Annotated in this window: 15 protein-coding genes and 1 pseudogene; 10 read left to right on the top strand and 6 right to left on the bottom strand. The window is 66.5% G+C overall.

The features are described from left to right. Window positions 1-25: 25 nt before the first annotated feature. A complete protein-coding gene (locus VKI00_RS12105; protein ID WP_324437696.1) occupies window positions 26-1408 on the top strand; it encodes an amino acid permease in 1383 nt (460 codons plus the stop codon). Here VKI00_RS12105 and VKI00_RS12100 read toward each other — a convergent pair. Together VKI00_RS12100 and VKI00_RS12095 are read right to left on the bottom strand one after the other, a co-directional pair. Next, window positions 1386-2435, bottom strand: a complete 1050-nt coding sequence (locus VKI00_RS12100) for a Kelch repeat-containing protein (protein ID WP_324437695.1) — start codon at window positions 2433-2435, stop codon at window positions 1386-1388. The two genes, VKI00_RS12105 and VKI00_RS12100, sit on opposite strands and share 23 nt — an antisense overlap. A gap of 108 nt (window positions 2436-2543) precedes the next feature. Next, window positions 2544-2939, bottom strand: coding sequence for a nitroreductase family deazaflavin-dependent oxidoreductase (locus VKI00_RS12095; protein ID WP_324437759.1), 396 nt, complete (start codon window positions 2937-2939; stop codon window positions 2544-2546). Window positions 2940-2961: 22 nt separating this feature from the next. Here VKI00_RS12095 and VKI00_RS12090 point away from each other — a divergent pair, with 22 nt between their 5' ends. Next, window positions 2962-3363 (top strand): nitroreductase/quinone reductase family protein, encoded by a 402-nt coding sequence (locus VKI00_RS12090; protein WP_324437694.1) that lies wholly within the window; start codon window positions 2962-2964, stop codon window positions 3361-3363. Here the strand turns inward: VKI00_RS12090 and VKI00_RS12085 are convergent. Beyond that, entirely contained in the window at window positions 3344-4219 is an 876-nt protein-coding gene (locus VKI00_RS12085) for a hypothetical protein (protein WP_324437693.1), read from the bottom strand. The two genes, VKI00_RS12090 and VKI00_RS12085, sit on opposite strands and share 20 nt — an antisense overlap. A 5-nt stretch (window positions 4220-4224) precedes the next feature. Next, window positions 4225-4620: a nitroreductase family deazaflavin-dependent oxidoreductase gene (locus tag VKI00_RS12080; protein WP_324437692.1), complete on the bottom strand. Its 396-nt coding sequence runs from the start codon at window positions 4618-4620 to the stop codon at window positions 4225-4227. A gap of 98 nt (window positions 4621-4718) precedes the next feature. Here VKI00_RS12080 and VKI00_RS12075 point away from each other — a divergent pair, with 98 nt between their 5' ends. Then, complete coding sequence (locus VKI00_RS12075; protein ID WP_324437691.1) at window positions 4719-5177, top strand: hypothetical protein; 459 nt, start codon at window positions 4719-4721, stop codon at window positions 5175-5177. 306 nt (window positions 5178-5483) lie between these two features. After that, entirely contained in the window at window positions 5484-5972 is a 489-nt protein-coding gene (locus VKI00_RS12070) for a hypothetical protein (protein ID WP_324437690.1), read from the top strand. 27 nt (window positions 5973-5999) lie between these two features. Here VKI00_RS12070 and VKI00_RS12065 read toward each other — a convergent pair whose 3' ends face one another. Beyond that, window positions 6000-7223 (bottom strand): hypothetical protein, encoded by a 1224-nt coding sequence (locus tag VKI00_RS12065; protein ID WP_324437689.1) that lies wholly within the window; start codon window positions 7221-7223, stop codon window positions 6000-6002. A gap of 3 nt (window positions 7224-7226) precedes the next feature. Next, window positions 7227-7526 carry a hypothetical protein gene (locus VKI00_RS12060; protein WP_324437688.1) on the bottom strand — a complete coding sequence of 100 codons (300 nt, stop codon included), beginning with the start codon at window positions 7524-7526 and terminating at the stop codon, window positions 7227-7229. 113 nt (window positions 7527-7639) lie between these two features. Here VKI00_RS12060 and hemL point away from each other — a divergent pair, with 113 nt between their 5' ends. The 6 genes and pseudogenes from hemL to VKI00_RS12030 all read left to right on the top strand — a co-directional run. Further along, entirely contained in the window at window positions 7640-8953 is a 1314-nt protein-coding gene (hemL, locus tag VKI00_RS12055; protein WP_324437687.1) for a glutamate-1-semialdehyde 2,1-aminomutase, read from the top strand. Beyond that, entirely contained in the window at window positions 8953-9561 is a 609-nt protein-coding gene (locus VKI00_RS12050) for a histidine phosphatase family protein (RefSeq protein WP_324437686.1), read from the top strand. The genes hemL and VKI00_RS12050 overlap by 1 nt, the downstream gene beginning before the upstream one ends. Window positions 9562-9563: 2 nt before the next feature. Beyond that, window positions 9564-10178: a TlpA disulfide reductase family protein gene (locus tag VKI00_RS12045; RefSeq protein ID WP_324437685.1), complete on the top strand. Its 615-nt coding sequence runs from the start codon at window positions 9564-9566 to the stop codon at window positions 10176-10178. After that, on the top strand, window positions 10175-10966 hold the full coding sequence (locus tag VKI00_RS12040; RefSeq protein WP_324437684.1) for a cytochrome c biogenesis CcdA family protein: 792 nt from the start codon (window positions 10175-10177) through the stop codon (window positions 10964-10966). Before VKI00_RS12045 ends, VKI00_RS12040 begins: the two co-directional genes overlap by 4 nt. Window positions 10967-11013: 47 nt before the next feature. Next, complete coding sequence (locus tag VKI00_RS12035; protein WP_324437758.1) at window positions 11014-12573, top strand: cytochrome c biogenesis protein ResB; 1560 nt, start codon at window positions 11014-11016, stop codon at window positions 12571-12573. Further along, window positions 12570-12971 (top strand): annotated as a pseudogene (locus tag VKI00_RS12030) (c-type cytochrome biogenesis protein CcsB); the annotation flags it as partial. The gene VKI00_RS12035 and the pseudogene VKI00_RS12030, both read left to right, overlap by 4 nt.

The raw sequence follows: 12971 nt of genomic DNA, 5'->3' as shown, positions 1-12971 counted from the left end.
CACCGCGAGGTGTTAGCGTCCCGTCATGGCCGCGCCGCAGCTGAGCCAGGGACTGTCGCAGCGGCAGCTGACCATGATCGCCATCGGCGGTGTCATCGGCGCGGGGTTTTTCGTCGGGTCGGGTGTGGTGATCCGAACCGCCGGCCCCGCCGCCGTTGTGACATACGTGCTCTGCGGCGTGCTCGTCGTTCTCGTCATGCGGATGCTCGGCGAAATGGCTACCGCAAACCCGTCGACGGCTTCATTCGCTGACTACGCGCGTGATGCGCTGGGCGGTTGGGCGGGTTTCTCCGTGGGCTGGCTGTATTGGTACTACTGGGTGATCGTCGTTGGCTTCGAGGCGGTCGCCGGCGCGAAAGTCGTGAACTACTGGGTTCACGCGCCGTTGTGGCTGGTCTCGCTGATCCTGATGCTGACGATGACCGCGACCAATCTTTACTCGGTGTCGTCCTTCGGGGAATTCGAATTCTGGTTCGCCGGAATCAAAGTCGCGACCATCTTGATATTCCTTGGCCTCGGTACATTGTTCGTTCTGGGGATGTGGCCGGGTCGGCATCGCGATTTCTCAAATCTGAGCTCGCATCACGGATTTTGCCCGAACGGCGTTGGCGCCATTTTCGCCGCAATCGTCGTGGTGATCTTCTCGATGGTCGGTGCCGAGGTTGCGACCATCGCTGCTAGCGAAACGCCCGATCCTGAGCGGGCAATTCGGCGAGCCACCAACGCGGTGGCCGCTCGCATCGCGATCTTCTTCGTGGGCTCGGTTTTTCTGCTTGTCGTGATCCAGCCGTGGGACTCCGTGGAGTCCGGTGCGTCACCATTCGTCGCGGCGTTCAAGCACATGGGACTTCGCGGCGCGGATGACATCATGAACGCGATCGTGCTGACCGCGGTGCTTTCCTGCTTGAATTCCGGCTTGTACACCTCATCTCGCATGCTGTTCGTGCTGGCCGGCCGGGGCGAGGGGCCGACTCGGTTGATGGATCTCAGCCGACGTGGCGTGCCTTACGTCGCGATTCTGTGCTCGTCGGTGGTGGGGTTCTTGTGCGTCATCATGTCGGGCATCGCGCCGGGAACGGTGTTTATCTTCCTGCTCAACTCGTCGGGCGCCATCGTGCTGTTCGTCTACTTGCTGATTGCGCTGTCGCAGATCGTTTTACGAGTAAAGACGCCGCCGGAAAAGCTGCGCGTCAAAATGTGGTTCTTCCCGGTGCTGTCGATCCTGACACTGGTCGCGATCGTCGCCGTGCTGGTGCAGATGGCGTTCGACCGCACTGCACGTGTCCAGTTTTGGCTCGGCCTGCTGTCCTGGGCCGTGGTGGTCGCGCTGTACTTCGTTGGCAAGTGGCGGCGCGGACCGGTCGGGCCTGAGGCTGCTTCTTCCGCTACCCTCCCCGGCACGTCTTGAGTTGCGCTCCAAGGCTTCTCAGTTCTGCACCCAGTGCGATGATCTGCCTCTCGGCGGCGACGCGATCCTGTGGGGGAAGATCTCCCAGGTTGCCCTGCGCGTTGCTGAGTTCGCTTTGCACTTCTGCGATCTTCTGCTCGATGGGGTAACACTTATCGGTCGTGAATGCCGCGACGGTGGCCAGCGAGTTGGTGCCATCGGTGCCGCCGATCGCGTAAATGAGGCCGTCGGGACCGGTGGTCGCGGCCAGTGCCGCGCGCCCACTCGACATTGGGGGCTGAGTGATCCAACCAGCGTCCGCCGGGTTGTAGCAGTAGACGTTGGGGGTGGGCGCGCCACCCGGTCCGGTGTCGCCCCCGATGACGCAGATCAAGCCATTGGGATCAACGGCTGCGGCAATGCCACACGTCGCAACCGGGAGCGAGAAGGAAGAGGTTGTCCAGGTGTTGGTTTTGACGTTGAAGGTCTCCATCGACGACTGCATCGCGGGGATCCCGCCACCCATTGCGTAGATCAGCCCGTCGTGGCCGACGACTGCCGCGTGCCATGTTCGCGGCGAGTGCATCGACGCTTTGGAGGTCCACTTGTCCGTGGCGGGATCGTATGCATCGACGGTGGCCAGCGGGTTGCCGTCGAAGCCACCGATCGCGTAGATCAGCCCATCGGGGCCGGTCACGGCGGCGAGTATGGCTCGCGCGCTCGGGAGCGGCGCAGCGGTTGACCACGCGTCGTTGGCCGGCTCGTAGACCTCGTGGGTGGTGAGAAAGTTCGAACCTTGGTCGAAACCGCCCAGAACATGGGTCCGACCGGGGCTGGTGGCCGCGGCAACCCCACTGCGGGCCGTTGGCATCGACGGGCGCGCAGACCACTTCTTTTGGACCGTGTCGTAGCCGGCCACCGAAGCAAGGACATTGCTGCTGTTGGTGCCGCCGACCGCATAGACCCATTGACCGGAGCCCGTGGGCGGTGCGTCGCTCACCGCGGCGGCCAAGCCCATGCTTGCGGTGGGTACTGCTTCTTCAGCCATCCAGGCCATGGTTTATCCCCTCGCTGCTTCGCGGCCCCCTGCCGGACCGTCCTGCAGATATCAAAGCGGCCCCGTCGTCTCAACGGGACCGCTTTGACAACCGGGCGCTTAACCGGTCTTGGTCAGCAGGACCGCCTGTTCGAACGGCAACCTGCCGAACATCCGCCGGGTCGCGCCCCTGACGTGCGGCGCCGCCTCCGCCTTGGTCACGGTCTGCGGGTTCGTGACGCCGAATGTCTTGCCGTGTCGTCGCATCTGGCCGCCGCCGGCGGCGTTGAGGTTCTTCAGCCAGTCGCGGTCCGGGCCGTAGGTCAGCAAGATCGCTACTCCCGGCTTGCCGTCGACGTCGGCGTCGAACACCGTCAACGGCGTGCGGTATTGCTTGCCGGAGCGGCGTCCCGCGTGCTCGAGAATGCCGAAGGATGGGGCCCAACCGGCCCACATCCGCTGAATGGGGTTGGTGACGTGTCGATTGAATCGGGCGAGTCGTTGCGGTAGTTGCATGCCGCCATCAAACTCGAAGATCATGGCCTACCTCAAGCCCCCGTGGTTCACCGTCAAGGTCTTCAACCGGATCGCGATGGCGACCGGCGTCAGCAACAGCGAAACGCTTACCGTGACCAAGCGGGGAAGTCGCGAGCCGCAGCACATTCCCGTCGTCACGGTCGACGTCGACGGCACTCGGTATCTGGTCTCCACCCGCGGCGAGTCGCAGTGGGTCAAGAACGTCCGCGCCAATCCCACCGTCACACTGACCAACAAGTCCGGCGCCGTGACCTACGCTGCGCGCGAAATGCCTGCGCCGCAACGCCAGCCGATCCTGACCGCCTACCAGAAGAAGGCCGGGAAGGCGGTTGCGGGTTACTTTCGCAAGTTGCCCGATCCGGCCGACCATCCGGTGTTCGCGCTTACCGAGGCGACGCCCTGACCGGCAAAAGCCTTCGCGACAGCCGGGCCAGCCGCGATGGGGCCGGGTTCCACGGCTGTTGGTCAACTGCGGGCCAGGCGTAGCAAGGGGTCTGGCCGGACAGCAGCTGTCGCAGGCCCGGAGCGTTCAGCTCATTGGCCGACCACGCGTAGAGGCCTTCCACCCGAGGGGTGATGACGCCGATGTCGAGCAGATGTCCCAGTCCGTGTTCGAGCTGCGCGTAGGGCGCGACGTCGTCGCCGAGGGGATAACGGTCGGGTAGCACCCGCGAAAGCGAGAGGAACATGCCGGTCATGCCCAGACGGGGATCGCCGAGCAGCCGGCCGGCGGGGGCCAGCCAGGCCAGTGCCAGCCGCGGCGCGGCGACCATCGCGTGGGTGTAGAGAACCCGAGCCAGCACCACGTTCATGAAGAACCGCTCGACCCGGCCTTCGCGTGCCGCCAGGTGTTCGTGTTCGAGATACCCGCCGACGACGCTCATGTTGTGCGCCCGATACCAGCGTGGGGCACCGGGGCGCCGAATGAATTCCAGCCAGGCGGCGACCGTGGGCGAACTCGGCGGTCCGGGATGGCCGAAGGCCAGCGCGCGTGCTTCGCCGACGTCGCAGAGCAGGCGTTCGTTGATCGCCCGCCACCATGGGCTTCCCGGGGTCACCGACTCGATCGGGCTGAGCAGTCCCCGCCGCAGTTGCCATCGCATGAAGGCCGACGCCGCTTGCCGGTAGGGAAGATAGCCGCGGTCGACGTCCGGCGGGACCCGATATTGGCTGCGCATCAGGGCCAGCCGTCCACTCGGGTCGTTGCGGATGGCTGCGACGCTGGCGAGTGCGACCTCGCGGGCCGATTGCCGAGACACCCGGATCAGCCGCTCTTGGTGAGCAGCACCGCCTGTTCGAACGGCACCCTGGCGATGATTGGCCGCCATCCGTTACTGACGTGCTGCGCCGCTTCGGCCCGGGCGACCACCCGCGGGTCGGCGATGCCGATTGTCTTGCCGTAGCGGCGCATTCGCGCGTTGCCGGCCGCTGTCAGGTTCTTCAGCCAGTCGCGGTCGGGGTCGTAGGTCAGCAAGATCGCCAACCGCGGCTGCCCGTTGACGTCGGCGTTGAACACCATCAACGGCGTGCGGTACGGCTTGCCGGAACGCCGGCCGACATGCTCGAGGATGCCGTGCGCCGGAATCCAACCGGCGCACAACAACCAGAAGCGATTGGTGAAGTGCCGGTTGAACCGGGCCAGCCACTGCGGTAATTGCATACCGCCATCCAACCCCCAGGCATCCGACGGCGTGTCATTCCTTTCCCGCACAAAGCCAAGACGAGGTCCGCTCCGAATATCCGACAAGGAGGAAAACAATGACCCATCCCCCCGTCGACGATCTGCCCCAAGAGGCCACCTCCACGCTGCTCGACATCTGTGGGCAGCTGTCGCAGTCGCGGCACGCCGGCCTGGCGCGGTGGGCCGCTCCGGTGTCCGACATCCTGCTAGTCCGGCTGGTGAGAGTGATGGCCGGCGCGGACGTCGAGGTCACCGGCATCGAACCCTGTCGGCCGCTGGCACAGCTCAACGGTGCCGAACTGGAAGGGCTGCATTCGGTCATGCGCGCAGGGGCTGACGCCAGCGACGACGAGTCAGTCGTCGAGTGGTGCACCCGCATGTGCCAGCTCATTGTCGCCGACTTCTGCCGCCGCGGATACGAGCAGGCGGCGATCGATGCCAAGGCCGCCGTCATCGAAGCCGAGGAACGGCGGCTTGCGTGCGAGGCGCGACGAGCCCCCGACCTTCGCGGCGTTTCGCCGCGGCCGAGGGTGTAACTGCCGCCCGACTGGCGTCGATGCTCGACGACAACACCCTGTAATGAAGCCGCTCCCAGCTCCATTGCGGAATCAGGTGCCGCCATCAAACCCGTCTGATATCGCATGCGATAGCGCTTGCGAGATGGATCACCCAGACCTGCGAGGGACCGGTGTGACCAATGTTGCCCACCAACTGACAACTACGCGCTTGATCACAACCTGTCTCAGTTCAGTTTGGTCGTCGACTTAATGGACGTGGCTGCGTGGGTTGAGCAAAGCCACTGCTGAACCCCTATCTCGGATGCTGGCCGTACGATCATCTCGATGACAAGTTCTTCTGATTTGGTAGCGATCGACTTGACGGACAGGGAACGCAAGTTCATTGAGCAGGCCTTGCAGCAGTGGGGTTTGTCGGCGTCCGACGCGCCGTTTCCGTTTCAGGTGCTGGGCTTGTCGACGTGGGACGAATTCGGCGAGCTCACCGTGCGTCTTCAGCGTGCCGTGGAAAATGGTGACCCACTGAGCAATCTGGACTGGGCGCGAGTGCTGTTTCTCACTGAGATCACTTGGGCCAGTGACCTAGTCGGCGCGGCTCTGGACTTCGCGACTATAACCGGGTTTTCCGACACCGAGGCGGTGAGCCTCCTGCGCGGCCTGCAACGGCGCCGGAAAATCGGCGGCTACGAGGCTGGCAAGCTGCTGTTTCCAAACGGTGGCCGGCCGCGCACCGCCGAGGAAATCGAGGAGCTCGAACGGTGGGGGGAGAGGGTGCGGCGGGAGCAGGACGGGCGTGTCTATCCGCCTGGGTTGTAATCCGCACAACCATACGGTGGTAGGTCCCTACTCCACTTCTTCCGTCGGTGTATGCAGGCCACCGATTCCCAATCCGGGGATCTCGCCTCCGCCAGCACCGCCGCCACCAAAGCCCCCTACCGGGGGACCCGGACGTCCGGCTGGTGGCTCAACGGGAGCTGGCTTGGGCGCCGGCGGTTCAACCGGCGGTGGGGGTGCGGGCCGCGGAGGCGGCGAAGGTTCAGGAGCAGGTGCGGCTGCACGGGGTGGTGCCATTTCGCCGGGGGTTAGGGGTGGCAGCCTTCCCGGCGTCGGGGGCGAAAGCGGTTCCAGCGCCCTGGTGTTCTGTTCGAAGTATTCCAACGGGGTCCGCCATTTGTCGCCGGGCCGCGGCTTCGGTATGAAGGCGGTTCCGTTGTCGCCGTCTTGTGGATTGATGAAAATCATGGTTCCGTCAGGCCGCAGCAGCGCCATCCCGCCAGAGTCGATGCTGGTAGCGAACCGCGTTCTGGGGTCTTTCATCGCGTCGTAGATCGACCTGGCCAGGTCGCGCGAGGTCACGCCAGGGAAATGCCTTAAGGCGTGACCGTGGGCGATTTCGGTTGCTACTTGCGCCATTTGCTCATCGGTCCAGCCCGCAAACGGATTGCCCGGCGGACCCGGGGGTGTGGGTGGGTCTTGTTTGAAGGTGTGGTTGTCGACGGCGTGGACCCGGTAGTCCTTCGGCGTCTCCCCGATCGCCGGGTTGCGCGGGAAGGTGCCACGGATACCCGCCACGGCGGCGGTAATCTTCCCAGCGACTTGTTGATCGAGGCCTACCAGTTGGGCAGCGCGCTGACGGATATCGTCGGCTAGCGATTGCGCCTGTGCTTGCCGGGCGGCTCGCTGCGCGAGTGATCCGCCGCCTGAGCGGTCAGTGACCGAGAGGTCTTCTCCTATGTCGAACCCCGCGGTGCGGGCGTCTGCAACCGCGTACTCCATTCGTGAGCGGGCGATGTAGAGATCTGACGCTCCGCTGCGGGCGACTTTGGCCGCCTCATGCAGCTGGTCGGCTACCGCGCTGGTTGTCGTCATGTCGGCGTGAGTCACGGTGCGCAGCGCGTCGGCGGCTTCGCCTTGCCAATCGACCGATGCCGCGTCGCGCCAGACCTGGTTGGCCAACCCATAGCTGCGAGCGCCGAGGGTTTCCCAGTGCTCGGCCGCCTCGGTGAGATGTTCGGTGGGCCAAGCCAACAGCTGCGACAGGCTGGGAAACCCTGCTACGGCCACCATCTGCTACACGCCGGTCACCGGATCGGCCACAGCGGCCAACTCTTTGCAGGAGTTAGCCTCAGTGGCGACGTAGCGGCTGTCGGCTTCGGCGACACGGGTTGCGCGGACGCCCACCCGCGTCGCCAGCGTGGCCGCGAAAGCTGTGACGTCGGCGTGGGCTGCGTTAACGGCCGTCACGCTTGCCTGACAAGACATGCCGAGCCCTGTCGGAGCCGTCGTTTCGCTCAATTCGTCAGCCGACTGACCCCAGCAGCTGGCCATCGCCTGCACACCAGCGGTGTCCACACGCAACTGTTGCTGCATGGCGGAAGCCTAGGCAGGAACGTCACCGGCCTGCCAGTCACCGCGGTCGATCGGGCGACGGACAACTACACCCTGTAGTGAAGCCACTCCCGGCGGCTGGGACACTGGTCTACGTGTGCAGTACCCGTACCGACGTCTCGGCGAAGCTGTTCGACGACGCCTGCGCGGTCATACCTGGCGGGGTGAACTCACCGGTGCGGGCCTTCAAGGCGGTCGGCGGCACGCCACGCTTCATCACCGAAGCCCACGGCTGCTGGCTTACCGACGCCGACGGCAACCGCTATGTCGACCTGGTCTGCTCGTGGGGACCGATGATCCTGGGTCACGCGCACCCGTCGGTGGTGAACGCCGTCGCCAAGACCGCCGCCACCGGGCTGTCCTTCGGGGCGCCGACGCCCGCCGAAACCGAACTGGCCGCCGAAATCATCGACCGGGTGCCACCGGTGCAGCGGATACGGCTGGTCAACTCCGGCACCGAGGCAACGATGAGCGCGGTGCGACTGGCCCGCGGGTTCACCGGCCGCGCCAAGGTCGTCAAGTTCGCCGGCTGCTACCACGGCCACGTCGACGCGTTGCTGGCCGACGCGGGCTCCGGGGTTGCGACACTGGGTCTGCCGTCATCGCCCGGCGTCACCGGCGCCACCGCGGCCGACACGATTGTGTTGCCGTACAACGATATTGATGCCCTGCGGCAGACCTTCGCGCAGTTCGGCGATCAGATCGCCGCGGTGATCACCGAAGCCAGCCCCGGCAACATGGGCGTTGTCCCGCCGGCCCCGGGTTACAACGCGACGATGCGCGAAACCACCGCCGAGCACGGCGCGCTGCTGATCGTCGACGAGGTGATGACGGGCTTTCGGGTCAGCCGAAGCGGTTGGTACGGAATCGATCCGGTCGACGCCGACCTGTTAACCTTCGGTAAGGTGATGAGCGGCGGACTGCCCGCTGCGGCGTTCGGCGGGCGAGCCGAGGTGATGGAACGGCTGGCGCCGCTGGGGCCGGTGTATCAAGCCGGCACGCTGTCGGGCAACCCGGTCGCGATGGCGGCCGGGCTGGCAACGCTGCGAGCTGCCGACGAGTCGGTGTATGCGACGCTGGATGCCAATGCGGATCGGCTTGCCGCCCTGCTGTCCGCGGCGCTGACGGATGCCGGTGTGCCGCATCAGATTCCGCGCGCCGGCAATATGCTCAGCGTGTTCTTCGGCGATGCGCCCGTCATCGATTTCGCGTCGGCGCGGGCCAGCCAGACGTGGCGCTTCCCGTCCTTCTTTCATGCACTGCTGGACGCCGGTGTGTACCCGCCGTGCAGCGCCTTCGAAGCATGGTTCGTCTCGGCGGCGCTCGACGACGGCGCCTTTGCCCGGATCGCCGATGCGCTACCCGCGGCCGCTGCGGCCGCCGCCGCAGCCAAGGAGGGCACACCCTGATGGCCGAACAGACCCGAATCCACCTGGTGCGCCACGGCGAGGTCTACAACCCCGAGGGCGTGCTTTATGGCAGGCTGCCCGGATACCGGCTGTCCGACAAAGGAATTCGGCAAGCTCAGGCAGTGGCCGACGCGTTGGCCGACCGCGACATCGTCGCGGTCATCGCCTCCCCGCTGCAGCGGGCGCAGGAGACCGCCGCGCCCATCGTCGGCCGACACGACCTGACCTTGGACACCGACCCCGACCTGATTGAATCGGCAAACTTCTTCGAGGGCAAGCGGATTGGGCCCGGCGACGGCGCCTGGCGCGACCCGCGGTTCTGGTGGCAGCTACGCAACCCGTTCACCCCGTCGTGGGGTGAACCGTACAAGCAGATCGCGGCGCGGATGACGACCGCGGTGGACAAGGCCCGCGCGCGGGCCGCCGGCCATGAAGCAGTGTGCGTGAGCCACCAGCTGCCGGTGTGGACGGTGCGGCTCTTGCTGACCGGCAAGCGGCTCTGGCACGACCCGCGGCGCCGCCAGTGCGCGGTGGGGTCGGTGACGTCGCTGGTCTACGACGGCGACCGGCTGGTCGACGTGGTCTACAGCGAGCCGGCGGGCAGTTGACCATGTGGCGGCCGGCGCTTGTCGCCGCGGCGGTGGCCGGCCTGGTGGTCGGCTGTTCCAGCGGCGATGACGCCGTCGCTCAGGGCGGCACCTTCGAATTCGTCGCTCCCGGCGGCAAAACCGACATTTACTACGACCCGCCCGACCACCGCGGCCGGCCCGGACCGGTCGCGGGCCCGGACCTGATGGACCCGTCGCGCACCGTGTCGGTCGACGAGTTCGCCGGCAAGGTTGTCGTCATCAATGTCTGGGGCCAATGGTGCGGGCCGTGCCGGGCCGAGGTGACCCAGCTGCAGCAGGTGTACAACGCCACCCATGCCGACGGCGTCACGCTGCTGGGCATCGACGTCCGCGACAACAACCGCCAGGCGGCCCAGGACTTCGTCAAGGACCGTAGCGTGACGTTCCCGTCGATCTACGACCCGGCGATGCGCACCATGATCGCGTTCGGCGGCAAGTACCCCACCACCGTGATCCCGTCCACGCTGGTGCTTGACCGCCAGCATCGGGTCGCGGCGGTTTTCCTGCGTGAGCTGCTCGCCGAGGACCTGCGGCCGGTGGTGCAACGAATCGCGTCCGAACCCACCGGGCAGCAGGAACCACCGAGACCGCAATGAGCGGCTTCACCGAAATCGCTGCTGCCGGGCCAATATTCGTGGCGCTGGGCGTGTGCCTATTGGCGGGCCTGGTGTCCTTCGCTTCGCCGTGCGTGGTGCCGCTGGTGCCTGGTTATCTGTCGTATCTGGCCGCGGTGGTCGGTGTCGACGAGGCGGACGCCGTCGGCGTCGGACAAAACACGGTGAAGGCGCCGCCTGCCGCACGGTGGCGGGTCGCCGGGTCGGCGGCGTTGTTCGTCGCCGGTTTCACCGTCGTGTTCCTGCTCGGCACGGTCGCCGTACTGGGCATGACGACCACGTTGATCACCGATCAGCTGCTGCTGCAGCGGGTGGGCGGCGCGCTCACCATCCTGATGGGGCTGGTGTTCGTGGGATACGTTCCGGCGCTGCAGCGCCCGGTCCGGTTCGCGCCGCGGCAGTTGTCGACGGTGGCCGGCGCGCCGCTGCTGGGCGCGGTGTTCGCGCTGGGATGGACGCCGTGTCTGGGGCCGACGCTGACCGGGGTGATCACCGTCGCTTCGGCCACCGACGGCGCGAGCGTGGCCCGCGGAATCGTGTTGACGATCGCCTACTGCCTGGGCCTGGGAATCCCGTTCGTGCTGTTGGCATTTGGGTCGGCCTCGGCCGTCGCCGGCCTCGCCTGGCTGCGCCGGCACACCCGGGCGCTACAGATCTTCGGCGGCGTGCTGCTGATCGCGGTTGGCGTCGCGCTGGTCAGCGGCGTGTGGAATGACTTCATATCCTGGCTGCGCGACGCGTTCGTCTCCGATGTGAGGTTGCCGATTTGACCCGGCTGCTTGCCCTGACCCGCAACACCTGGCGCGCGCTGACCTCGATGGGCACCGCGCTGGTGCTGTTGTTCCTGCTGGCTTTGGGTGCGGTGCCCGGCGCGCTGCTACCCCAACGCAGCCTCAACGCGACCAAGGTCGCCGACTATCTGGCCGCCCACCCGCTGATCGGGCCGTGGCTGGATCGGCTGCAAGCGTTCAACGTTTTCGGCAGCTTCTGGTTCACCGCCATCTACACGCTGCTTTTCGTCTCACTGGTGGGCTGCCTGACACCGCGGATGATCGAGCATGCCCGCAGCATGCGGGCAACACCGGTGCCGACTCCACGCAACCTGGCTCGGCTGCCCAAGCACGCCGGCGCCACGCTCGTCGGCGAACCCGACACGCTGGCGGCGACCATGGCCGACCGGCTGCACGGTTGGCGCAAGGTCACCCGCACGAGCGATGACGACATCGAAATCTCCGCCGAGAAGGGCTATTTACGCGAATTCGGCAACCTGGTGTTCCACTTCTCGCTGGTGGGCCTGCTAGTGGCGGTGGCCGCTGGGAAGCTGTTCGGCTACGAGGGCAACGTCGTCGTGATCGCCGACGGCGGTCCCGGTTTGTGCTCGGCATCGCCGGCCGCATTCGATTCGTTCCGGGCCGGCAACACCGTCGACGGCACGTCGCTGTACCCGATTTGCATGCGTGTCAAGGACTTTGACGCGCACTATCTTTCGAACGGGCAGGCCACGTCGTTCGCCGCCGACATCGACTACCAGGCCGGGCGTGACCTCGCGAACGACAGTTGGCGGCGCTACCGGCTGGAGGTCAACCACCCGCTGCGGGTCGGTGGCAACCGGGTCTACTTGCAGGGCCACGGCTACGCGCCGACGTTCACGGTGACCTTCCCCGACGGGCAGACCCGCACCTCGACGGTGCAGTGGCGACCCGACAACCCCCGCACGCTGCTGTCGTCGGGCGTCGCGCGTATCGACCCGCCGGCCGGCGCGTATCCGGACGCCGGCGAACGGCGCAAGCACCAGATCGCCATCCAGGGTCTGCTTGCGCCGACCGAGCAGCTCGAGGGCACCTTGCTGTCGTCGAGCTTTCCCGCGCTGAACGCCCCGGCGGTCGCGGTCGACATCTATTCGGGCGACACCGGCCTGGACACCGGCCGGCCGCAGTCGCTGTACACCCTGGATCCGCGTCTGATCGACCAGCACCGACTCACCCGGGTCAAACGGATCAACCTGCGCGTCGGTGACAGTGTGCGGGTCGATCAGGGTCCGGCGGCCGGCACCGTCGTGCGGTTCGACGGCGCCGTTCCGTTCGTCAACCTGCAGGTTTCGCACGATCCCGGGCAGATCTGGGTGCTGGTGTTCGCCATCGCGATGATGGCCGGGCTGGTGATTTCGCTGCTGGTGCGCCGACGGCGGGTCTGGGTCCGGCTGGTACCGGCCGCGGCCGGTACGGTGAACGTCGAGCTAGGCGGCCTGGCGCGGACGGACAACTCGGGCTGGGGCGACGAATTCGAGCGGCTCGTCGACCGGTTGCTGGACGGGTTGGAAACGCCGGCCGTCGCCACTGCCGAGCCCGTCGGGACCGCTGGAAGGAGCCTCGAGTGAACACCTCGCATGTCGATTTGGGCTTGGCGCGCAATTCAGACTTGGCGTTCACTTCCTCGGTGGTGATCTTGGTGGTCGCCTTGTTGCTGCTGGCCGTCGAACTCGCCTATGCCCGCAGCCGACGAGTCGAACGCGAGTTGGTCAGCGCCGGCGCGGTGGCCGCCGATAGCGCGACCCCTGGCGTCGTGTTGGACGCCCCGCGGCGGCCGTTCGACGAGCGCGTCGGGCGGGCCGGGCTGATCCTGGTCTACGCCGGTATCTGCCTGTTGCTGCTGTGCATTGTGCTGCGCGGTCTGGCCACCGTGCGGGTGCCGTGGGGCAACATGTACGAGTTCATCAACCTGACCTGCTTCTGCGGCCTGGTCGCCGGCGCGATCGTGCTGCGCCGCCCGCAGTAC

The organism is Mycobacterium sp., from assembly GCF_035314665.1.
Lineage (GTDB): Bacteria > Actinomycetota > Actinomycetes > Mycobacteriales > Mycobacteriaceae > Mycobacterium.
The sequence above is the reverse complement of the archived record's forward strand: the minus strand, read 5'-3'. Positions and strand labels throughout refer to the sequence as shown.

Coding starts and splice junctions, on each gene's coding strand:
- VKI00_RS12105 (WP_324437696.1), top strand. CDS start 26: ATGGCCGCGCCGCAGCTGAGCCAGGGACTGTCGCAGCGGCAGCTGACC.
- VKI00_RS12100 (WP_324437695.1), bottom strand. CDS start 2,435: ATGGCTGAAGAAGCAGTACCCACCGCAAGCATGGGCTTGGCCGCCGCG.
- VKI00_RS12095 (WP_324437759.1), bottom strand. CDS start 2,939: ATGCAACTACCGCAACGACTCGCCCGATTCAATCGACACGTCACCAAC.
- VKI00_RS12090 (WP_324437694.1), top strand. CDS start 2,962: ATGGCCTACCTCAAGCCCCCGTGGTTCACCGTCAAGGTCTTCAACCGG.
- VKI00_RS12080 (WP_324437692.1), bottom strand. CDS start 4,620: ATGCAATTACCGCAGTGGCTGGCCCGGTTCAACCGGCACTTCACCAAT.
- VKI00_RS12075 (WP_324437691.1), top strand. CDS start 4,719: ATGACCCATCCCCCCGTCGACGATCTGCCCCAAGAGGCCACCTCCACG.
- VKI00_RS12070 (WP_324437690.1), top strand. CDS start 5,484: ATGACAAGTTCTTCTGATTTGGTAGCGATCGACTTGACGGACAGGGAA.
- VKI00_RS12065 (WP_324437689.1), bottom strand. CDS start 7,223: ATGGTGGCCGTAGCAGGGTTTCCCAGCCTGTCGCAGCTGTTGGCTTGG.
- VKI00_RS12060 (WP_324437688.1), bottom strand. CDS start 7,526: ATGCAGCAACAGTTGCGTGTGGACACCGCTGGTGTGCAGGCGATGGCC.
- VKI00_RS12050 (WP_324437686.1), top strand. CDS start 8,953: ATGGCCGAACAGACCCGAATCCACCTGGTGCGCCACGGCGAGGTCTAC.
- VKI00_RS12045 (WP_324437685.1), top strand. CDS start 9,564: ATGTGGCGGCCGGCGCTTGTCGCCGCGGCGGTGGCCGGCCTGGTGGTC.
- VKI00_RS12040 (WP_324437684.1), top strand. CDS start 10,175: ATGAGCGGCTTCACCGAAATCGCTGCTGCCGGGCCAATATTCGTGGCG.
- VKI00_RS12035 (WP_324437758.1), top strand. CDS start 11,014: ATGGGCACCGCGCTGGTGCTGTTGTTCCTGCTGGCTTTGGGTGCGGTG.